At 68.5% G+C, this 21,198-nt stretch carries 19 protein-coding genes; 9 read left to right on the top strand and 10 right to left on the bottom strand.

Annotation, left to right across the window (positions count from 1 at the left end):
• Position 1: 1 nt before the first annotated feature.
• Complete coding sequence (locus ACEUEL_RS15945) at positions 2 to 1,345, top strand: c-type cytochrome (RefSeq protein ID WP_405707356.1); 1,344 nt, start codon at positions 2 to 4, stop codon at positions 1,343 to 1,345.
• 28 nt (positions 1,346 to 1,373) lie between these two features.
• On the opposite strand, the gene ACEUEL_RS15940 is transcribed toward ACEUEL_RS15945, so the two are convergent.
• Positions 1,374 to 2,276, bottom strand: coding sequence for a LysR family transcriptional regulator (locus ACEUEL_RS15940; protein ID WP_405707354.1), 903 nt, complete (start codon positions 2,274 to 2,276; stop codon positions 1,374 to 1,376).
• Positions 2,277 to 2,321: 45 nt separating this feature from the next.
• A complete protein-coding gene (locus ACEUEL_RS15935) occupies positions 2,322 to 2,855 on the bottom strand; it encodes a (2Fe-2S)-binding protein (protein ID WP_405707352.1) in 534 nt (177 codons plus the stop codon).
• A gap of 165 nt (positions 2,856 to 3,020) precedes the next feature.
• On the opposite strand from ACEUEL_RS15935, the gene ACEUEL_RS15930 reads away from it, so the two are divergent.
• Together ACEUEL_RS15930 and ACEUEL_RS15925 are read left to right on the top strand one after the other, a co-directional pair.
• Positions 3,021 to 4,127, top strand: a complete 1,107-nt coding sequence (locus tag ACEUEL_RS15930; RefSeq protein WP_405707351.1) for an alkene reductase — start codon at positions 3,021 to 3,023, stop codon at positions 4,125 to 4,127.
• A 97-nt stretch (positions 4,128 to 4,224) separates the two neighbouring features.
• Positions 4,225 to 5,925, top strand: coding sequence for an FAD-dependent oxidoreductase (locus ACEUEL_RS15925; RefSeq protein ID WP_405707349.1), 1,701 nt, complete (start codon positions 4,225 to 4,227; stop codon positions 5,923 to 5,925).
• A gap of 117 nt (positions 5,926 to 6,042) precedes the next feature.
• Here ACEUEL_RS15925 and ACEUEL_RS15920 read toward each other — a convergent pair whose 3' ends face one another.
• The 8 genes from ACEUEL_RS15920 to ACEUEL_RS15885 form a co-directional block, all read right to left on the bottom strand.
• Positions 6,043 to 7,128 carry an ABC transporter ATP-binding protein gene (locus tag ACEUEL_RS15920; protein WP_405707347.1) on the bottom strand — a complete coding sequence of 362 codons (1,086 nt, stop codon included), beginning with the start codon at positions 7,126 to 7,128 and terminating at the stop codon, positions 6,043 to 6,045.
• 36 nt (positions 7,129 to 7,164) lie between these two features.
• Positions 7,165 to 8,313: an exo-alpha-sialidase gene (locus ACEUEL_RS15915; protein WP_405707345.1), complete on the bottom strand. Its 1,149-nt coding sequence runs from the start codon at positions 8,311 to 8,313 to the stop codon at positions 7,165 to 7,167.
• Positions 8,314 to 8,321: 8 nt separating this feature from the next.
• Positions 8,322 to 9,530: a sialidase family protein gene (locus ACEUEL_RS15910; RefSeq protein WP_405707343.1), complete on the bottom strand. Its 1,209-nt coding sequence runs from the start codon at positions 9,528 to 9,530 to the stop codon at positions 8,322 to 8,324.
• A gap of 56 nt (positions 9,531 to 9,586) precedes the next feature.
• On the bottom strand, positions 9,587 to 11,053 hold the full coding sequence (locus ACEUEL_RS15905) for an aldehyde dehydrogenase family protein (RefSeq protein ID WP_405707341.1): 1,467 nt from the start codon (positions 11,051 to 11,053) through the stop codon (positions 9,587 to 9,589).
• A complete protein-coding gene (locus ACEUEL_RS15900) occupies positions 11,050 to 11,928 on the bottom strand; it encodes a carbohydrate ABC transporter permease (RefSeq protein WP_405707339.1) in 879 nt (292 codons plus the stop codon). The genes ACEUEL_RS15905 and ACEUEL_RS15900 overlap by 4 nt, the downstream gene beginning before the upstream one ends.
• Positions 11,925 to 12,848, bottom strand: a complete 924-nt coding sequence (locus tag ACEUEL_RS15895) for a carbohydrate ABC transporter permease (RefSeq protein ID WP_405707337.1) — start codon at positions 12,846 to 12,848, stop codon at positions 11,925 to 11,927. Before ACEUEL_RS15895 ends, ACEUEL_RS15900 begins: the two co-directional genes overlap by 4 nt.
• Before the next feature lie 70 nt (positions 12,849 to 12,918).
• Positions 12,919 to 14,193: an extracellular solute-binding protein gene (locus ACEUEL_RS15890; RefSeq protein WP_405707335.1), complete on the bottom strand. Its 1,275-nt coding sequence runs from the start codon at positions 14,191 to 14,193 to the stop codon at positions 12,919 to 12,921.
• Between the two features lie 327 nt (positions 14,194 to 14,520).
• Complete coding sequence (locus ACEUEL_RS15885) at positions 14,521 to 15,624, bottom strand: GlxA family transcriptional regulator (RefSeq protein WP_405707333.1); 1,104 nt, start codon at positions 15,622 to 15,624, stop codon at positions 14,521 to 14,523.
• A gap of 250 nt (positions 15,625 to 15,874) precedes the next feature.
• On the opposite strand from ACEUEL_RS15885, the gene ACEUEL_RS15880 reads away from it, so the two are divergent.
• The 6 genes from ACEUEL_RS15880 (at position 15,875) to ACEUEL_RS15855 (ending at position 21,187) form a co-directional block, all read left to right on the top strand.
• Positions 15,875 to 16,837 carry a dihydrodipicolinate synthase family protein gene (locus ACEUEL_RS15880; protein WP_405707331.1) on the top strand — a complete coding sequence of 321 codons (963 nt, stop codon included), beginning with the start codon at positions 15,875 to 15,877 and terminating at the stop codon, positions 16,835 to 16,837.
• 9 nt (positions 16,838 to 16,846) lie between these two features.
• A complete protein-coding gene (locus tag ACEUEL_RS15875) occupies positions 16,847 to 17,143 on the top strand; it encodes a UxaA family hydrolase (RefSeq protein WP_405707330.1) in 297 nt (98 codons plus the stop codon).
• 37 nt (positions 17,144 to 17,180) lie between these two features.
• Positions 17,181 to 18,368 carry a UxaA family hydrolase gene (locus tag ACEUEL_RS15870; RefSeq protein WP_405707329.1) on the top strand — a complete coding sequence of 396 codons (1,188 nt, stop codon included), beginning with the start codon at positions 17,181 to 17,183 and terminating at the stop codon, positions 18,366 to 18,368.
• A gap of 43 nt (positions 18,369 to 18,411) precedes the next feature.
• Entirely contained in the window at positions 18,412 to 19,428 is a 1,017-nt protein-coding gene (locus ACEUEL_RS15865) for an ABC transporter substrate-binding protein (protein ID WP_405707327.1), read from the top strand.
• Positions 19,429 to 19,599: 171 nt separating this feature from the next.
• Positions 19,600 to 20,367: an ABC transporter ATP-binding protein gene (locus ACEUEL_RS15860; protein ID WP_405707325.1), complete on the top strand. Its 768-nt coding sequence runs from the start codon at positions 19,600 to 19,602 to the stop codon at positions 20,365 to 20,367.
• 1 nt (position 20,368) lies between these two features.
• A complete protein-coding gene (locus ACEUEL_RS15855; RefSeq protein WP_405707323.1) occupies positions 20,369 to 21,187 on the top strand; it encodes an ABC transporter permease in 819 nt (272 codons plus the stop codon).
• The last annotated feature ends 11 nt before the right edge of the window (positions 21,188 to 21,198 follow it).

The following is a 21,198-nucleotide window of genomic DNA, read 5'->3' as shown; positions in this document are numbered from 1 at the left end:
CATGCGGCGCAAAACCCTGCTTCTCTCGCTCGCCGGCCTCGTCGTGGCCGGAGGTGTCGCGGCGCTCGTCGTGGTCGGCTGGATGGTGTTCCAGCCCGGCGCCTATGGCTTCGCCACGGGCACGCCGGTGCCGCTCACCGCCTACAAGGGCGCCTCGCCCGCCGGTCCGCCGGTGGAACTCGCCAGCGCCGATGCGGCGACGCGCGGCGCCTATGTCGCGCGGATGGGCGATTGCGAGGCGTGCCACACCGCCCGCGGCGGCGCACCTTTCGCCGGCGGGCGGCCCTTCGTGCTGCCGTTCGGCACGATCTACACGCCCAACATCACGCCCGATCCGGAAACCGGCATTGGCAAATGGACCGACGCGCAGTTCCTCGACGCCGTGCACCGCGGCATCGCGCCGGACGGCTCGCGCTACTACCCCGCCTTCCCCTATCCGTCCTACACGTTGATGACCGACGCGGACGCGCTGGCGATCAAGGCGTATCTTTTCGCGCTCCAGCCGGTGAAGCAGGCGAACCGCCCGAACACGTTCGCCTTTCCGTTCAACCAGCGCTGGCTGATGGCGATCTGGGCGACGCTGTTCAACCCGGACGAGCGGTTCCGGCCGGTGCCCGAGCAGAGCCCGGAATGGAACCGCGGCGCCTATCTCGTCGAGGCGACCGGCCATTGCGGCGAGTGCCATACCCCGCGCAACCTGATGCAGGCGCTCGACCAGCGCAGGAAGTTCGGCGGCGGTGTCGCCGAGGGCTGGAACGCCTACAACATCTCGACCGACAGGGTCAGCGGCGTCGGCGACTGGAGCGCGGAAGAGCTGGCGGCCTATCTCGCCGAGGGGCATGCGGCGGGCCGCGGCGTCGCCTCGGGGCCGATGGGCGAGGCGGTCGAGCTGAGCCTGTCGCATCTCACCCCCTCCGACATCGCCGCCATCGTCACCTATCTCCGGAGCGTGCCGCCGGTGGCGGGCGATCTGCCCGGGCTGGCCGGGCCGGCGCCGGCGGCGCCCCGTCTCGCGGGGCTCGACAACCCGGTGGGGCAGCGCATGTTCCAGGGCAATTGCGCGGGCTGCCACGCCTGGACCGGCGCGGGCGCCGTACGCGGCGAGGCCCAGCTCACCGGCGTGCGCGCCGTCAACGACCCGAGCGGGGCGAACGTGGCGCTGATGATCCTGAACGGATCGGGGCCGGGCGAACCGCTGGGCGGGCATCCGACCATGCCCGGCTTCGGACATGCCTATTCCGACGACGAGGTGGCGGCGGTCGCCAACTACGTCACCGCGCGGTTCGGGTCCAGGCCCTCCGCCCTGACCGCCGCCGACGTGGCGCGGCTGCGGGAGATGGACTGAGCGCGGGCGCGGTGGCGGGGGCGCGGCGTCAGCCGTCGCGGCCCTCGGCGATCAGCTCCTCGAGCGTGAGCAGCAGGGTGGCGATGGCCGGGTTGGCGTTCTCCGGCCGCCAGATCGCGTGAAGCTCGACGGTCGGGGAGGTGCCCGGCGCCAGCGGTATCAGCACCACGCCCTCGAAGCGGAGATTGCGGGCGGCCTGGGGCACCAGCGCCAGCCCGAGCCCCGCCTTGACCAGCCCCAATATGGAATGGACCTGGCTGATGTGCTGCAGGTAGCGCGGGGTGATGCCGGCCTGCGCGAACAGCGTCGCCAGCAGGTCGTAGAAATAGCGCGCCTCATAGGGCGAGTAGGTCACCATGGGCTGGCCGTCGAGGTCCGCCAGCCCGAGCTCGGCGGCGCGGGTCAGCGCATGACCCTCCGGCGCGGCGACCAGCAGCGGTTCGCGCACCACGCAGAGCGAGGCGGTCGCGCGCCGGTTGAAGGTCGGCCGCACCAGGCCGACATCGATCAGGCCGGCGGCCAGCGAGTCGAACTGGTCGGTCGACACCATCTCCTTCAGCACCAGGTCGATGCCGGGCGCGGCGGCGCGGAAACGGGTGATGAGGCGCGGCAGGAAATCGTAGCCCGAGGCGGCGGTGAAGCCGAGGGTGAGGGCGCCGACATCGCCGCTGGCGGTGCGCCGGGCGGCGAGCGCGGCCGCTTCCGCCAGCCGCAGCAGGCGGCGCGCTTCCGGCAGGAAGGTCTCGCCGGCGCGGGTGAGGCGCACCGAACGGCTGGTGCGATCGAGCAGGCGGACGTCGAGCGCGTGCTCCAGCAGCTGGATCTGCCGGCTGAGCGGGGGCTGGGTAAGGTTGAGGCGTGCGGCGGCCCGGCCGAAGTGGAGTTCCTCCGCGACGGCGACGAAGCAGCGCAGATGGCTGAGTTCGAACATCGATCCACAAACGACATCAATCGCGGGCGCAAATCAACCGATCGCTCATCGACGCGCGCGGCGGCCGGTTTGGGATGTCCGGCGGGCGGGCGGGCCGCGCCGCGCCCCGCGTCGCCTCGCCGCGGCGCGGGGGTATTCGTCACGCCGGCCGGGATCGGCACACGCCCTCAGGGGCCGCTCAGCCGATGCATTCGGCGCCTCGTGACGGACGAATTCGACCTGCTTGCTGGGGATCGCATAGCGGGTCTGGCCGGTCTCATCCCAGCCTCCATTGCCGGTGGCGGGCGTGGCCGCGACCGCCTGCTTGATGGCGGCGCCGATGCGCGGATAGGTGCCGCGGCGGCCGATGTTGCCGGCCATGACGGCGTCGATGTCCTCGTCGGTCAGGCTCGGATTCGCGCCGATCAGGGCCACCGCCGACATGTTCTGGCCGGACGAGCGGCAGCCCCACTGCACCACCTCCTGATCCAGACAGGCCTGCTGCAGGTGCGCCCATGGGAGTCGCCCCCACGCCTCGATGGTCACAATATCCGAGCCGCCCACGCTCTCGACTGGGGTCACGCAGGAGCGCACCGCCATGCCAAACAGGCCGGGGCGATCCCGCCAGAGCCGTGCGTTTTAACCTGATTTTCCGTGATTTTACCGGCAGGCTCCCGGTCGAGCGCTAACCTGATCGGCGGGGTCCATCGCGTGCGAACGGGTCCGCGCGACGCCCCTGAACGGCTCAACCCGAGGCTATCCGCCATGTCCGACGCTGCCGCCCTGTTCTCGCCCACCACCATCGGCGCCATTCCGGTGGTCAACCGCATCGCGATGGCGCCGCTGACGCGCTCGCGCGCCGGCACCGACGGCGTGCACACGCCGCTCGCCATCGACTATTACCGGCAGCGGGCGGCGGCGGGGCTGATCATCACCGAGGCGACCAATATCTCGCGGCAGGGGCGCGGCTATGCCTTCACGCCCGGCATCTATACCGATGCCCATGTCGTCGCCTGGCGCCCGGTGGTCGAGGCGGTGCACGCGGCCGGCGGGCGGATCGTCTGCCAGCTCTGGCATGTCGGGCGCATCTCCCATGTCGACCTGCAAGAGAACGGCGCGGCGCCGGTGGCGCCCTCGGCGATCCAGGCGGGCGAGCTCGTCTTCCTCGAGACGCGGACGCAGGCGCGCCCCTCCATGCCCCGGGCGCTGGAGACCGACGAGATTCCCGGCATCGTCGCCGATTACCGCAACGCCGCGCGGCGGGCGAAGGAGGCGGGCTTCGACGGCGTGGAGATCCACGCGGCCAATGGCTATCTGCTCGACCAGTTCATCCGCGACAGCACCAACAGGCGCACCGACGCCTATGGCGGCTCCGTCGCCAACCGCATCCGGCTGCCGATCGAGGTGGCGGGCGCGGTGGCGCAGGTGTGGGGCAGCGACCGGGTCGGGGTGCGGCTCTCGCCGACGACGCGCTCGGTCGGCGACATTCCGCTCGACAGCGATCCGCAGGGGACCTACGGCCGGCTGGCGCGCGAGCTGGGCACGCTCGGGCTCGCCTATCTCCACTGCGTCGAGGGCCAGACGCGCGGCCCCAACGGGGCGGCGGAGTTCGACTTCAAGGCGCTGCACGCCGCGTTCGGCGGCAGGTACATCGCCAATAACGGCTATGACCGGCGGCTGGCGATCGACGCGGTGGCGTCCGGCTATGCCGACATGGTCGCGTTCGGCCGCCCCTTCATCAGCAATCCCGATCTCGTCGCGCGGCTGCGCCGCGACGCACCGCTGGCCGAGCCCGACAAGGCGACCTTCTATGGCGGCGGCGCCGAGGGCTACACGGACTATCCGGCGCTGGCGGTGCCGGCGAGCGCCTGACGTCCCGTCGCGGCGCGGGGGATGCCGCCGCGCCGGATGACGGCTATCATCCTTTCGCCGCGCCGGCGCGCGGCTCACCCGGACGGAAACCACGCCGATGACCGTGACCTCCGACGCTCCCACCCTCCGGCGCGGCTCCACCGGCGATGGCGGCATGCCGACCGACCCCTATGACCGGCCGGCGCAGACCTTCCCCCGGCTGCCCCAGGCGATGCTCGACAAGATCGCCCGCTATGGCGAAACCTGCCACTTCGACGGCGGCGACTATCTTTATGCCTTCGGCGACCGCGCCACCGATTTCTTCGTCATCCTCGACGGCGCCGTCGACGTGCTGGAGAGCGACGGGCGCGGCGGCCATGTGCTGATCACCACCCATGAGGCGGGCCAGTTCACCGGCGAGCTCACCCATATGAGCGGGCGGCCGGTGCTGCTGTGCGCGCGTGCCGCGGCGCCCACCACCGCGCTGCGGGTGCGGCGGGACAATTTCCGGCGGCTGGTCAGCGCCGAGCCGGATATCGGCGAGATCATCCTGCGCGCCTTCATCCTGCGCCGCGTCGGCCTCATCCAGCATGCGGAAGGCAGCACCGTCATCGTCGGCAGCGCCCATGCCGGCAGCGTGCTGCGCATCCAGAGCTTCCTCACCCGCAACGGCTATCCCCACCGCCTGATCGATATCGACCACGACGCCGCGGCGCAGGAGGCGCTCGCCTTCTTCCATCTCGGCCCCGCGGCGGTGCCGGTCGTGATCCTGAGTGGCGAGAAGGTGCTGGAGCACCCCACCGACCGCGATCTTGCCGACGCGCTGGGCATCAGCGAGGCGATCGATCCGGACCACGTCTTCGACCTCGCCGTCGTGGGGGCGGGGCCATCAGGTCTCGCCGCGGCGGTCTACGCCGCCTCCGAGGGGCTCGACACCCTCGTTCTGGAGGCGCTCGGCCCGGGCGGGCAGGCCGGCACCAGTTCGCGCATCGAGAATTATCTCGGCTTCCCCACCGGGATTTCCGGGCAGGCGCTGGCGGGGCGGGCGCAGGTGCAGGCGCAGAAATTCGGCGCGCGGCTCGCGGTCGCCCGCGCGGCGGTCGGCCTCGATTGCAGCCGCTTCCCCTACCGCGTGCTGCTGGGGGGCGGGGAGAGCATCGCTGCCCGCGCGATCGTCGTCGCCACCGGTGCGCGCTACCGCCGGCTCGACGTGGCCGACCTCGAAAAATTCGAGGGGCGGGGGGTGCATTACGCGGCGACGGCGCTCGAAGGCCGGCTCTGTGCCGAGGGCGAGGCGGTGGTGGTGGGCGGGGGTAACTCCGCCGGCCAGGCCGCGGTGTTCCTTTCCGGCAAGGCGCGCCATGTCCATGTGGTGGTGCGCGGCGAGGGGCTGGCCGCGACCATGTCGGACTATCTGGTGCAGCGGATCCTCGATTCCGAGCGCATCACCCTGCACACGCAGTGCGAGATCGTCGCGCTCCTCGGCGGCGAGGCGCTGGAGGCGGTGCGCTGGCGGCTGAAGGACGGGAGCGAGGCCGAGCAGCCGGCCTCGAACCTGTTCCAGATGATCGGCGCGATCCCGAATTCCGACTGGCTCGAGGGCTGCCTCGCGCTCGATGCCAACGGCTTCGTCGAGACCGGCCATGCCGACGCCGCCGCGCCGGGGCTGTCGCCATACGCGACCAGCCTCCCCGGCATCTTCGCGGTGGGGGACGTGCGCGCCGGTTCGGTCAAGCGGGTCGCCGCGGGGGTCGGGGAGGGGGCGGCGGTGGTGCATGCCGTGCATGGCTGGCTCGCCAGCCCCGCCGCCCGCCGCTGAGGCGCCCCGCGCAGGGGCGAATCGCCGTCCGACCGTGGAGGGTGTCGGCCCGACTGTCCACCTCGCCACACCGATCGTCCCGTGCCGTCTGTCGCGTGTCGGGCGTCCGGCGGCGGCTCAGGCGAGGCGGATGCCGGCGGACGAAAACAGGTGGCAGGCGGCCTCCGGGAGGTGGATGTCGACGCTCTCCCCGGCCGTCGGGGCCGGCTTGCCGGCGGCGCGGATCACGATGTGGCCGGCGGGGTGGTCGCTGGCGTGCAACACCGTGCTGCCGCCGACATATTCGCTGAAGCTGACCCGGACGGGCAGCCGAAAGCCGCCGCCGGTCAGCTCGAGATGCTCGGGGCGTATGCCGACATGCACGCCATCGCCCGGGCTCAGGCCGTGTCCATCGCCGACGTGAACGCGCAGGAGATCCTCGGCGCCGGGCACGCGTATGCCGATCGCGCGGGACTGCACCTCCACCACGCTCGCCGCCAGCATGTTCATGCGGGGGGATCCGATGAAGCCGGCGACGAACCGGTTTGTCGGGCGCTCATAGAGCTCGGCCGGCGTTCCGACCTGCTCGACGCGCCCGTCGCGCAGCACCGCGATGCGGTCGGCCATGGTCATGGCCTCGACCTGATCGTGGGTGACGTAGATCATCGTCGTGCCCAGCCGCCGGTGCAGTTCGGCGAGTTCGTAGCGCATGTCGACGCGCAGTTCGGCGTCGAGATTCGAAAGCGGCTCGTCGAACAGGAAGAGGGACGGCTCGCGCACGATGGCCCGGCCGATCGCCACGCGCTGGCGCTGGCCGCCCGAGAGCTCCTTGGGACGTCGGTCGAGCAGCCGGGTGATCTGCAGGATATCGGCGGCCCGGGCGACCCGCTCGGCCCGCTCGGCCTTCGGCACCCCGGCCATGCGCAGCGCGAACCCCATATTGTCGGCGACGCTCATGTGCGGGTAGAGCGCATAGGACTGGAACACCATGGCGAGATGGCGCTGGGCCGGCGGCACGCCGCGCATGTCGCGCCCATCGAAGGCGATGGTGCCGCTGGTCGGCGCCTCCAGCCCGCAGATCAGCCGCAGCAGGGTCGACTTGCCGCATCCCGAGGGTCCGACGAACACCATGAACTCGCCATCGGCGATGCCGAGGTCGATCCCGCGCAGCGCCTCGTAGGACCCGAAGCGCTTGGTGACTCCCGTCAGCGTGACCTGCGACATCGATTTACTCCGAACCCATTCTAACGCGACCCGTGCTCAACGCAGGCGGGCCGTGACGGCGTGGATGCCGGTGATCCCTGCGGTATCCTGCGCATAATAGACGACGTGCAGGTCGCCGTTCCGGCGCAGGGCGGCGGTGGGATAGCCGAGATCCTTGGTCGGCAGGTCGTCGACCAGGGCGAGGGGATCATCGTCCCATGTCTCGCCCCCATCCTCCGAAAAATGCGCGACGATGCCGAAGGGTGGCTGACGCCGGCCGGCAATGCAGGCGATGCGGCCGTCGGGGAGCGCGAGGAGATGCGCCGGATAGGCTTCGATGCCGGTCGGCCGCGGCGGGGTCCAGCTCCGCCCGCCATCGTCCGACCAGACGGCATGGAGAATGCGGCTGCCATTGTCGCGCAGCAGCATCAGCACCCGGCCGCTCGCCAGCAGCAGCGGCGCCGGTTCCTCGAATTCCTGGCCCGGCGCGTCGGCCACCCGAAGCGGCGCCGACCAGCTCGTCCCGCCATCACGGGAGCGGACGACGAAGAGGCGCTTGTAGTGGGGTACGTCGGACAGCGGCAGCAGGATGTCGCCGTCCGGCAGTTCCACCGCGCCGCGCATGCCGTAGCCGCCGCTTAACCCGCCGGTATCGATGATCGAGGTGGCCACGAAACTGCGGCCGCCGTCGTCGGACAGGTGCACCACGGTGTCGCCGCCCCCGCGCACCCAGGGGAAATTCCGCTCGGGTGTCGCGAGGCTCCCGTTCGGCACGAACACGTCGAGTTCCGGCGAGGCAGCAAGGCCGGCCATCAACTCCTCGGGGCGCACGACGTCGGTGCGCCCTCGTGCGTCCGCAACCGCCAGCGGCAGCCACTCGAAGCGCCACTGGTTGAGCAAGATGCGCCCCGAGCGCAGCGCGGTGAGGCCGGCGCATTCGACGCCGGCCCAGCCATAATCCGGCACGACGCTTGGCGCGCTCCAGCTGCGGCCCTCGTCTTGCGAGCGCATCAGCACGTTGCGGTAGTCCGGGTCCTGCGGGGGATGCAGGATCACCCCCCGCCGCGGTACCCGGTTGAACACCAGCAGCCACGCGCCGTCGGCTGCGACCGCTAGGTGCGGGTGGGCGCAATAGGCGAACGGATCCCGCTGGATCGTGGTCCGCTCCACCGTCTCGACCCGTGTCACCGGCGCGGCCCTCGACACGCCGGACCTCATACCCGGAAGCGCGTGCACTTCACGAACTGCAGCGGCTTGGGATCGTCGCTCCACTCATGGTAGGCGCAGACGATGGTGCCGTCCGCGACCTGGGCGACACTCGGGTAGCCGATGTGCTGGTAGATGCCCGGATGGTGCCAGTCGATGCCGCCGCCGGCCAACTTGCCGGACTCCGGCGTCATGCGGCTGGAGCCGGGCGTGTCGCTCTCGGTGCGGCCCGGTACGCCGCCCTCGCGGATGACGAACTCGTTCTTCACATCCCAGGTGACGCCATCCTCGGAGATGATGCCGCGTACGCCGTAAGGCGGGCGCCGATAGCCGTAGACCATGAGGTAGCGCCCGTCCTGCAGCTCGATCAGCTCGGCCGGGTAGCCCCAGATATTGGTCCATTTCGGCGGCGTCCAGGAGAAGCCGTCATCTTCCGAAATCGTCATGACCATGTTCTTGGCGTCGCTGGAGGGCTGCGTATGGGTGCGCATGAAGCAGACGAGACGGCCGTCGCGCAGGCGCAGCAGCGCGGGTTCCTCATAGTCGATGATGGAGGCCGGGTCGTAGGCGAGGGTGGAGAAGTACTCCCAGTTCTCGCCGCCGTCGTCGGAGCGCATCAGCGCCGAGCGGGTGGTTTCGCCCTCGCCCTCTTCCTCATAGCCGCGGATGCGGCCGTACAGGCCCATCAGCAGCGACCCGCTGGGCAACTGCCAGGCGCCGAGACGGCAGCCGCCGTGCTTGAGCGGGCGGACATTCACCGGGATGGGCCGGGTCCAGCTGGCGCCGCCGTCGGTCGACTTGATGACGAAGGTGCCGAGCCAGCCCTGCAGCTTGTAGGTCCAGGTCCAGTCGCCCCATTCCGGCGTGCGCGGATGCGAGGACCACGAGGGCTGCTCGGGACGCACGCCGCGCTTGAAGAAGCCGGTGATGGTCAGGTTGATCAGCAGCGAGCCGTCATCGAGTTCGCAGATGCCGCAGTCCCAGTTGCCTTCGGTCTGACTCCAGGGCAGCACGACCTGCGGCGCGCTCCAGCTTTTGCCGCCGTCGGTCGAGCGCGTCATCAGCGTCTGGCCGGAATCGTGGTGGAACGGGAAGCGTTCCTCGTTGAAGACGGCGAGGATATCACCGTTCTTCAGCGTGCGCATCGCGATCTGGTTCACGCAGTGCGCGGGATGGCGGAAGATGTCGAAGGTTTCGGCGTCCTTGATCATGGGCATTACGGTGTCTTTCACTTGCGTCAACGTGAGAACGGGGAAGTCGCGGCGGCGTGCGGTCAGAGCCGGATGCCGACATTCTTGATTTCGAGGTAGTTCATGATGCCGGGCAGGCCGCGTTCGCGCCCGACACCGCTGTCCTTGATGCCGCCGGTCGGGGCCTGCTGGCCGCCGATGAACCAGCCATTGATCCACACCGACCCCGCCTCGATGTCGCGGGCCAGGGTCAGGGCGGTGCCGATATCGGCGGTGTAGACACCCGCGACGAGGCCATAGCCGAGCCCGTTGGCGAGCGCGGTGGCCTCGGCCACGGTGTCGAAGGTGAGCGCCACCGCCACCGGGCCGAATATCTCCTCCCGCGCGGTGACATGCGCGGGATCCACCCGGTCGATGATGGTCGGTTCGATGAAGTACCCCCGTCCTAGACCGCTGGGACGGCCGCCGCCGTGGCGCACCCGACCCCCATTGCGGGCGCCGGCGGCGATGTATCCGGTGACGCGCTCATATTGCTCGGCCGAGACGACGGGGCCGAGGTCGCGATCGTCCAGCCCGGGACCCACGGTGAGGCGGGAAGCCGCCGCGGCGAGCCTGTCGAGGAAGGCGTCGTGGATGGAGCGATGCAGGATCAGCCGCGAGGAGGAGGAGCACACCTGGCCGGAATTGCCGAAGGCGCCGTCCAGCAGGTCGGTCACGGCGCGATCGAGATCGGCGTCGGGGAAGATGATGACCGGGTTCTTGCCGCCGAGCTCCAGCACCGCCGGCTTCAGCCCGCGCGCGGCTGTGGCGTAGACCACACGTCCCGTCTCCACGGAGCCGGTGAAGGTGATGCCGCGCACATCGGGGTGGGCGACCAGCGCGGCGCCCGCTTCCTCGCCGAAACCGGTGACGACGTTCACGACGCCGGGCGGGATGCCGGCCTCGCGGCAGCAGCGGGCGAACCAGAGCGCGCTGAGCGGGGATTGTTCGGCGGGCTTGATCACGGCGGTGCAGCCGGCGGCGAGCGCGGGGGCGACCGAGCGCGCCAGCATACCGAGCGGGTAGTTCCACGGCACGATATGGGCGGTGACGCCGGCCGGCTGGAGCAAGGTGAAGTCGATCACGTCGCGCCCGAGCGGGATGGTGGCTCCTTCGAGCTTGTCGGCGGCGCCGCCGTTGTAGCGCAGCGTCGCGACCACGCCGTCAACATCGCCGCGCGACTCCCTCAAGGGCTTGCCGACGTCGAGCGTCTCGACGCGGGCGATCTCTTCCTTGTGGGCGAGGATCACCTCGGCGAGGCGGAAGATCATCCGCCCGCGCTCGGCCGGTGTCATCTCGCGCCAGGGGCCGCGGGTGGCGCGGCGCGCGGCGGCGACGGCACGGTCGACATCGGCAGCCTCGCCGCGGGCGGCGATGGCGAGCACGGATTCGGTGCTGGGATCGATCGTCTCGAAGGTGGCGCCCGATGCCGCCGTCTCGAACCGATCGTCGATGAAGAGGGTCTGGGGCGTCTCGATGCCGAGGGCATCCGCCTCTTGCGTCGTCGTCACTGCTTTATGCTTCCCTGAGAGATGCCCTGGATGAAGTAGCGCTGCAGAGCGAAGAACAGCAGCAGGCTCGGCAGGCTGAGGATGGTGACCGCCGCCATGGCGACGCTGAAGCCTTCCAGCTGGGTGCGGGTGCCGACCACCGGGGTGAAGGCGGCGATGCCGACCGGCAGCGTTTTCATCTGCTCGTCGAAGGTCACCAGCAGCGGCCAGAGGAAGTTGTTCCAGTTGAGCGTGAACAGGATCACCGCCGCGGCGATCGCCGGGGCGCGCGCCAGCGGCAGGGCGATGAGGAAGAACAGCCGGAAGGGACCCGCGCCATCGACCCGTGCGGCATCCTCGATCTCGCTCGGAAAGCTGAGGAAGAACTGCCGGAAGATGTAGACGCTGAAGACGTTGCCGATGGTCGGCAGGATCAGCGCCTGGTAGCTCGACGCCCAGCCGAGCTTGATGAAGCCGAGCAGCATCGGGATGATCGAGACTTCGGTCGGGATCATCAGCGAGGCGAGGAAGAGCGCGAACAGCCCGTCTCGGCCCGGAAAGCGCATCCGCGCCAGCGCATAGCCGGCCATGGCGCCGAACAGCACCGACAGGGTGGTCGAGGTGACGGCCTGCACCAGGCTGTTGAAGGCCCAGCGCAGGATCGGATACTCGAACACCTTGACGTAATTGTCGAAGGTGACGCGCCGCGGCAGCCACTCGATCTCCAGCGTCATCACGTCGGAGGGGAATTTCAGCGAGGTCGACACCATCCAGACGAAGGGCGCGAACCACGCCAGCGCCACGGCCATGCCGACCAGCCACAGCGGGATGTCGAGGAGCGTCATGTGACGCTCTTCCAGCATATGGCGGAAGCGTTCGCGGAGCCGGGCCATCATGCGCGCTCCGCCAGCAGGAGGCGCTGAACCAGCGTGACCGCGAGGATCACGATGAAGAGCAGCATGGCGATGGCGGAGGCGTAGCCGAAGAGGTTCCGGACGATCGCCATCATGTAGACGTAGTAGATCGGCGAGGCGGAGGCGCCCCCCGGTCCCCCATTGGTCATCACATAGACCTGGCTGAAGATGCGGAAGGTGGAGATCAGCTGCAGCGTCACCACCATCGACAGCACCGGGCGCAGATGCGGCAGCACGATGAAGCGCAGCCGTGCCCACGGGCCGGCCCCGTCGACCAGCGCGGCTTCCTTGAGGTCGCCGGGAATGTCCTGCAGCGCGGCGAGGAACAGCACGAAGGCGAGCCCGAGATCCCACCACACCGAGGCGATGCTCACCCCGACCAGTGCCCAGTCGCTCGAGGTGAGCCACGGGATCGGGCCGACGCCGACCATGCCGAGATAATGGTTCACCAGCCCGTACTGGGTATCGAGCAGCCACACCCAGACGAGGCCGATCACCGAGGCGGAGACGACATTGGGGGCGAAGAACAGCGTGCGCGCCAGCCCCGAGAGCGGGTAGCCGCGACTGACGAAGAGCGCGAAGGCGAGCCCGAGCCCCGTCACGCCGGGTACGATCAGCAATCCGTACAGAAGCGCATTCTGGAAGGCGAGCATCACCCAGGCATCGGAAAAGGCCCGGGTGAAGTTCTCGAACCCGATCCAGCGCGGGGTGCCGACGATGCTCCAGCGGGTGAAGGCGACGTAGACGCCGAAGAACACCGGCAGGATGTTGAAGACGAAGAACGGCACGGCGAAGAACGCCACGAACAGATATCCGATGCGATCGACCCGCCGGTCCATGGCCGGCTCGGGCGCGCCCGCCTGCGGTGGTGTGCGCGCGGCGCGCGAGGTCACGGCGTTCATCGGCATCATCCGGGAGCAAGATGGCGGCGGCGCTGGCGCCTGTACGGAACAGCGCCGCCGGTCGATTCCGTCAGCCTTCGTCGAGGCCGCGCTGCCAGGTTTCCTTCAACTGGGCCATGGCCGCGTCGATGGGGGTCCTGCCGGCCCAGACGCCATCCAGCGTCTTGGCGAGGAAATTGCCGCCGGAGTAGATGGTGAAGTCGGGACCGGCCACGACCGGGATCTCGCCTTCGGTGGCGAAGGACATGCCTTCGACGAAGGGGCCGCGGACCTTCCAGGGCGCACCGGCGGTCTTGTAATCGGGCCGGTCGAGGATCGACTTGCGCGGCGAGGCGCCGCGGCCGGCCGTGGTCCAGAGGAAGCTGTTGTCGGACAGCCACTTGACCGCGGCCATCGTCGCCTCGTAGCGACCCTTGTCGGCCTGCGTGTAGAGTTCGAGGCCGCCGATCTCGCTATAGGTGCGCAGCGTGCCGCCGATATTCGGGAACAGCGCCGCCTCGAAGTTCAGCTTCTGGCCGAGATAGCCGTTCAGCGTCCAGGGGCCGGTCCAGAAGATGCCGCCCTGGCCCGTGCCGAACGCCTTGTAGCGGTCGGTGACGTCGCGGGTGGCGACCTTCTGCTTGTCGAACAGGTCGAGCACCCATTGCATGGCCTTCATGCCGGCTTCCGGGTTCACGCAGGCGGTCTTGAGATCGTCGCTGGCGCGACGGAAGCCCATCTGCGCGGAGACGATGCCCCAGGTGACGGTGGGCTGCACGCCGGCGCCGGTCATCATGATGCCCGAGCGGGTGACCTTGCCGCCCTCGGTCTTGGTCATCGCCTTCGCCCATTCCATCAGGCTCGCGGCGTCGGTCGGCGGCTTCGAGCCGTCGAGCCCGACCTCCTTGGCGATGTCGAGATTGATCAGCGGCTGCAGGCTCATCAGATCCATCGGGATCATGTAGAGCTTGTCGTCGTATTTCGGGTAGCGCGAGGCGGTCAGCGAGGCCTTGCTGAAGTCGCCGAGGTCGAGGCCTACCTTCTTGGCGACATCGTCCAGCGGCACCGTCACCTCGTCGCGGGCGAGGGCTGCCGCCTTGCCGGCGGTGCCCCAGCCGAAATCCGGCGCCTTGCCGGTCGCGGTGGCCGCGAGCACCTTGGTGACGTATTGCTCCTCCGGCACCAGTTCCATACGGATCTGGACGTTCTTGTCCTTGTGGGCGGCGTTGAAGGCGTCGATCATCTTGGCCCACACCTCGCCATCGGAGGCGGCGAGCCAGCTCCAGTGGACGATCTCGATCGGCGCGGCCAAGGCCGGGCGGGCGATGAACGGCATGCCGACGGCGAGCGCGCCGGCCCCCGCCATGAACGTGCGGCGGCTGGGGCCGCGGCGAGACGCGTGTGCGTGATCTGTGGTCGTCTTCATAATTCCCCACCTTTGGCTTGTTGTGTCTTTGCCCGCCAAGGTCGTCGAGCGGCCAACTCCGGTGAAATGCAGCCGATACTGTTAATCGACAAAACAAGTCTTCCCGACCCGGAGAATAGTTCTCCGGGCGTGTGCGGTCATTTTCGGTTTTTATGTGTGCCTACGGACGGCTTACGCCGAGTACATCCGGCGCGGGATGTTGCGATGTCTTGTTTGTTCCATAGTGACCGAGTTTTGTCGGTCAACTTGATTAAAATAGACGCAAATTTAGCCGTGCGGGTCATCGGGTGGCGGAGCGGCGTCGTCGGCCGCGCCCGCCGGGTCGAAAGGCGGGGCGATGGACAGGCGCCGGACCTCCGGGCGGTAGGTCTGGTTCTGCTGGCGGCGCAGCGAGGCGCGGAAGTCGCGCGGGGTCATGCCGAACTGCGCGTGAAAGGCCCGCGACAGCACGCTCGGATAGGAGAAGCCGCAGGCGGTGGCGACATCCTTGATGCCGAACTCCTCGTAGAAGAGCATGTTGCGCGCGGCCTGCAGGCGGATGCGCAGGTAGAGCCGCATCGGCGTCTCGTCGAAACTGCGCCGGCATTCGCGCAGGACCGTCTTGGGCGAGACCTCCAGCCGCTCCGCAAGTTCGTCCAGCGGAAGCGGGAAGTCGAGATGGCGTTCCATCAGCGCCACCATGCGGTCGGCGAGGGTGGGCCTCGCCGTCGCGCCGGGTAGATCATCGAGCCTTTGCGGCGCGGCGGCCGGACGCGGGGCGTAGACGAGGGCATTGGCCACCTCGCTGGCGAGCGTCGGTGTCTTGAGCCGGCCAATGATGTCGAGCATCATGTCCAGCGTGGCGATGCCGCCGGCACAGGTCAGGCGTTGCCCGTCGATCAGATAGATCTGGCCCTTGACGCCGATCTCGGGAAAGCGTTCGCGGAACGTCGGCACAGCCTCCCAGTGCAGGACAACGTCGCGCCGGTCGATCAGTCCGGCCTGGGCGAGCGCGAACGTGCCGGTGTCCACCGCGCCGATGCTGGCGCCGAACCGGGCGGCGGTGCGCAATTGATTGAGAAGCTTCGAGGAATTGCGCTGCATGGGCAGGTTTCCCTCGAACACGAGGTAGAAATCGGCCGCGGGCATGGATTGCAGGCTGTCGTCGGCGGACATCCACAGCCCGTTGCTGGCACGCACCGGGTTGCCGTCCTCCGACACGAAGCGCCAGCGGAAGATTTCGCGGCCGCTGTTCTGGTTGGCGATGCGCAGAGCCTCGCTCGCCAGCACCAGCGCGTTCAGCGGAAACTCCGGCTGCAGGATGAAATTGAAGGCCGGCACGCTGCCTGCCGGCAGAGCCGCGGTGGCGTCGGCGGACGGAGCGGTCGGCACGGCAAACCTCATCGCCATTCGTGTGGCCAGAAAAATCAACAACCTGACCGGATATGTCAATTCATTGGATGTTTTGCCGTCACTATTGAGCGACGAAATGTTTCGGGGAGCCGCTGACCAAGGGGGCGGCGCCGAGACTTGCCGACATGAAACAGCAGTGGACGCGCGGCGCTCCCGCCCGTGAACGCTTCCGGTCGCCTGGCCGGTGGCGCGGGTGAGGCGTTGCTGCCGCGAGCGGCGGGGTAACGACGTGCAAACGGAACTACTGAAAAAGAAACTCGAAGGTTGCTATGTGACGGTGCCGACGCCGTTTCGCGACGAGGACGGCTTTCCCGTCGACGAGGGCGTGCTGCGCACCTATGTGCGCTTCCTCATCGATGGCGGTTTGACGGCCGAGACGGCCGTGTTCCTCGCGGGCGGAGCGGCCGGCGACTTCTCCACCATGACCTTCGACGAGCGGGTGCGCGTCGCCGAAATCGTCATCGATGAAGTAGCGGGCCGCGTCCCCGTGGCGATGGGCGCCCAGACCACCTCGACGCTGGAACTCGTACGTCTAGCCCAGGCGGCGCAGCGCATCGGCGCCGATTTCATCCAGGTGTCGTGCCCGTTCTATTTCAGCCACACTGAGGCCGACTTCGAGGAATTCGTGCGTGCGGCGGCCGCGGCGGCGCCCGAAATCGGAATCATCATCTACAATACGTTCTGGAATACGACGAACATTTCGTTCCGGATGGTCGAGCGGCTGGCGGAGATCCCGAACGTGGTCGGCCTCAAATGGGCGACACCGCGCACCGACGCGATGGAATTCGAGAGCGTGGCGGCGCATTTCTCCAAGCGCTTCACCATCATCGACAACAATCTCTTCTTCGCCTTCAGCGCCATGCCGGCGCTGGGCGCGAAGGCCTTCGAGGTCCATCTGTGCAATTTCTGGCCCGAATGGGGGCTCAAGCTGGTGCGCGAGATCGGAGCCGGAAACTACGCGGAAGTCGCCCGCATGCTGGTCGAGGAAGCCATGCCCTTCTACAAGCTCTGGGTCGAGATCGAGCGCGATTTCACCAGCGGCGACGGCTATCTCGACAAGCTCTGCATGGAACTGGTCGGGCTGCCGTCCAGCCGCTGCCGTCCGCCGACGCGCGATGCGCGCCCGCGCTACCGGGCGGCAACGCTGGAGATGATGCGCCGCATCGGCACGCCCAATCTCGTGGCGGAGTGAGGAACGCGGATGGCCGTGTCGGCGAACCTCATCGTCCTGGCGTCCGGCGACAATGTCGGCGTCGCGCTGCGCGACATCCGCGCCGGCGAGATCGCCGCGACGCTGTCGGGGGTATCGCTGCGGGCGCAGGAGGACGTTCCGCAGGGCCACAAGGTCGCTCTCGACGACATCGCCGAGGGGCAGGACATCGTGCGCTTCGGCATGCCCGTGGCGATCACGCGGAGGCCGATCGCGCGGGGGCACCTCGTTCACGTCCACAATGTCGCGAGCCGCTACCTGAACAATGACGAGGACCACTATGAATAGCCATGCCGCACCGTCCGCGCCCCCGTTGGCCGGGGGCATGCGTGGCTTTCTCCGCCCGGACGGGCGCAAGGGCATCCGCAACTATGTGCTGGTCGCCTATCTGGTGGAGTGTGCCCACCACGTCGCCCGCATGATCGCGGCGCCCCACCAGACGGACGGCGTGCAACTCATCGGCTTTCCCGGCTGCTATCCGAGCGACTACGCCGAACGGGTGATGACGGCCATCGCCATCCATCCCAATGTCGGCGCCGTGCTGCTGGTCTCGCTCGGCTGCGAGGAGTTCCAGCGGACACGGCTGAAGACGGCGATCGCGGCGAGCGGGCGTCCGGTCGAACTGATGACCATCCAGGCGCTCGGCGGCACCGCCGGCACGGTGGCGAAGGGGCGGGCCTGGGTGGAGTCGCAACTTGCCCAGCTGGCGCAGGCGCCCTCGGTTCCCCTCGCGCTGTCGGACCTCGTCATCGGCACCAAATGCGGCGGATCGGACGGATTGTCGGGTGTGACCATCAACCCGGCGGTCGGCCATGCCACCGATCTGCTGGTCGACGCCGGCGCGACGGTGATGTTCGAGGAAACCTGCGAACTCATCGGCTGCGAGGGCCACATGGCCGGTCGTGCCACGACCCCCGAACTTGCCGAGGCGCTGCGCGAGGCGGTCCGCAAGGCCGACACTTACTACACCGATCTCGGCCATGGCAGCTTCGGCGGCGGCAACATCAAGTACGGGCTCTCCACCCTCGAGGAGAAGTCGCTCGGCGCCTATGCCAAGAGCGGGTCGCGGCCGATCAGCGGCCTCATCAAGCCCGGCGTGCGTGCCCCCGCCGGCGGCCTCTACCTGATGGACACCGTCAATGACGGGCCGGTGCGCTACGGCATCCCGAACATCAACGACACCCAGACCATCACCGAGATGGTGGCGAGCGGATGCCATCTCATTCTCTTCACCACCGGTGCGGGCTCCGTGGTGGGCCAGGCGGTCGCGCCCGTCATCAAGAGCGTGTCGAACTCGCGCACCTTCGCCCGGATGGAAGGCGACATGGACGTGAACGGCGGCACGATCGCCGATGGCGTGGAGACGGTGGAGGACGTCGGGCGGCACCTCGTGGACGCGATCATCGCGGCCGCGTCGGGCGTGCCGACCAAGTCGGAAGCCCTCGGCCACCAGGAATTCGTCCTGACCTACAAGACCTACGAGGCGCTCGGTCCCGGCTGCCTGCCGGTCTGAGCGGTTCCAGTCACGCTGAAGCAAAAACCAGAAGGGGATCGACATGACCAGGACTGCGACCTTCGGAAAACGACTCGCCGGTGCGGCGCTTCTCGCCGTGAGCCTGTTCGCGGCCGGCGAGGCAAAGGCGCTCGACGATGTGCGGCTGCGGCTCAACTGGATGTGGTACGGCTCACACGCGGCTTTCGCGCTGGGCAAGGACCGCGGCTACTTCAAGGATGCCGGCATTAACCTCGACATTCGCTCGGGCAACGGCTCGGGCTCGGCGCACCGCCTCGTCGCGAATGGCGATTCGACCTTCTCCTACGGCTCGTGCGCGGGCCTCGTGAACCTCGCCGCCAAGGGCGCGCCGCTGGTCTCGGTGGCGGTGATCGACGCCATGGGCACGGAAGCCATCATCGTGCGGCCGGATGCGGGCGTCACCAAGATCACCGACCTCAAGGGCAAGAAGCTGCTCACCACCGCCAATGCCGGCGTGAACACCTTCTTCCCGCTGGTGCTGAAGAATGCCGGGCTGACCGAGGCCGATGTCGGCATCATCAACGTGCCGGACGGGGCGCTCGTGTCGAGCTACCTGCAGGGCGCCGGCGGCACCGTCGGCCTGCTCGGCGGGCTCGACGACAAGCCGGCCGAGATCAAGGCGGCGGGCGGGGCGGCGCCGATCACCTTCCCGTACTCGGACTACGGCGTGAACCAGGTCGGTTACTGCATCGTCACCACCAAGGACACCATCGCCAAGAACCCCGACCTCGTGCGGCGCTTCCTCGCGGCGACGGTGAAGTCCTACAAGGCGGCCGAGGCCGACCCGCAGGCGGCGATCAACGCCATGGGCGACATCGTCGGCGGCACGATGAACGAGGAGGCCGGCAAGAAGCAGGCGGCCGAGGTGCAGAAGGTCACGCTCGACGTGCTCTATTCCAAGGCCAATACCGGCAAGGTGCTCGGCATGAATGTGCCGGCCGACTGGACCGACATGGTCGACCTGATGAAGAAGTACAACGGCCTGGAGACGAAGGAGCCGGCCAGCGCCTTCTACACCAACGACTTCCTGCCGAAATAGGCGCGTCCTCGCTTCCAAGGAACATCATCCTGGCCGCAGGCTCAGCCTGCGAGCCGGGATCGCCAGCCAGCATGGGTCTCGATCCCGGATACGGCCTGCGGCCATTCCGGGATGACGCCGGCGGAAGGCTGCCGGAAGACCCGGAATCGACCACGGCGAACGGAACAGGCAATGGCCGCGACGATCGAGATAAGCGCGCTGACCAAGACCTTCGGAGTGGGACCGCAGGCGGTGCACGCCTTCGGCCCTGTCGACCTGACCATCGAGGCGGGCAGCTTCGTCTCGCTGCTCGGCCCCTCGGGCTGCGGCAAGTCCACGCTGATGCTGATGATTGCCGGCCTGCTCGAGGCCACCAGCGGGCAGGTGTCGTTCGACGGCGCGCCGGTGCGCAAGCCGCGCACCGATATCGGCATCATGTTTCAGGACAACACGCTGGTGCCGTGGCGCACGGTGTGGGGCAATGTCGCGCTGCAGCTCGAATTGCGTGGACTCGATCCGGCCGACTATGCCGGACGCATCGACGACCTGCTGCGCTCGGTGAAGCTGGAGGGATTCGCCCGCCGGCACCCTTATGAGCTTTCCGGCGGCATGCAGCAGCGCGCCGCCTTCTGCCAGGCGCTGGTGCACGAGCCGGACACCCTCTTGTTCGACGAGCCGCTCGGCAAGCTCGACGCGATGACGCGCGAGAGCATCCGCACCGACCTCCAGTCGCTGTGGATGAAGCGCCGGCCGACCGTGGTGTTCGTCACCCATTCCATCGAGGAGGCGGTGCAATTGTCCTCCACCGTCTGCGTCGTCACCCCCCGGCCCGGCCGGGTGGAGCGGTCGATCCCGATCGACCTGCCGTGGCCGCGCGACATGGAGGTCAAGTCCAGCCCCCGTTTCACCCAGTATGTGCGCGAGATTCAGGGGATCTTCCATGACTATGGTGTCCTCTAGCATGCCGCCGGAACTGGGCCCCATCGCGCGCGCGGCCACCTTTGCGGGCGCGGCGGCGTGGCGGGCGATCACCCGGTCCTGGCCGTTCCTCGCCTTCTTCGTCGGCTTCTTCCTGGTGTGGGAATATTCGGTCGTCCTGTTCAAGGTGCCCGCCTATATCCTGCCGACGCCCTCCGACATCGTCACGAAGGGCTGGGCGGACATCCCGCGCCTCATCGATTACACGCTGATCACCGGGCTGGAGAGCGTGATCGGCTATGTGCTCGCCATCTGCATCGGCGTGCCGGTTGGGCTCGCCATCGCCTTCTGGCGGCCGTTGCAGCGCACGGTCTACCCGTTCCTGGTCAGCCTGGAGATGGTGCCGAAGATCGCCTTCGCGCCGCTGTTCATCGCCTGGCTCGGCTTCGGCCTGCTGCCGAAGGTGGTGATCGTCGTGCTGGTGTGCTTCTTCCCCGTCGCGTTGAACTCGATCCACGCGTTCGGCTCGCTCTCGGACGAACTCACCCGGTTCTGCCGCTCGACCGGGGCCGGACCCTTGCGCACGTTCTGGAAGGTGCGGCTGCCCGCGGCGCTGCCGCAATGCTTCGTCGGGTTCAAATACGCCGCGTTGAACGCGACGGTGGGGGCGACCATCGCCGAATTCATGGGGTCGGATCAGGGGCTCGGCTTCTACATCCAGATCGCCACCGGCAACATGCGCCCCGATCTCGCCTTCGCCGGCATCTTCTTCCTGACTCTGCTCGGCCTTGCCTTGTTCGGCGCCGTCTCGCTGGCCGAGAAGCTGCTCATTCCCTGGCACATTTCCGTCCGCCGCCATTGAGCGGCGCTGGT

Source organism: Ancylobacter terrae (assembly GCF_045108345.1).
Taxonomy (GTDB): Bacteria; Pseudomonadota; Alphaproteobacteria; order Rhizobiales; family Xanthobacteraceae; genus Ancylobacter.
The sequence above is the reverse complement of the archived record's forward strand: the minus strand, read 5'-3'. Positions and strand labels throughout refer to the sequence as shown.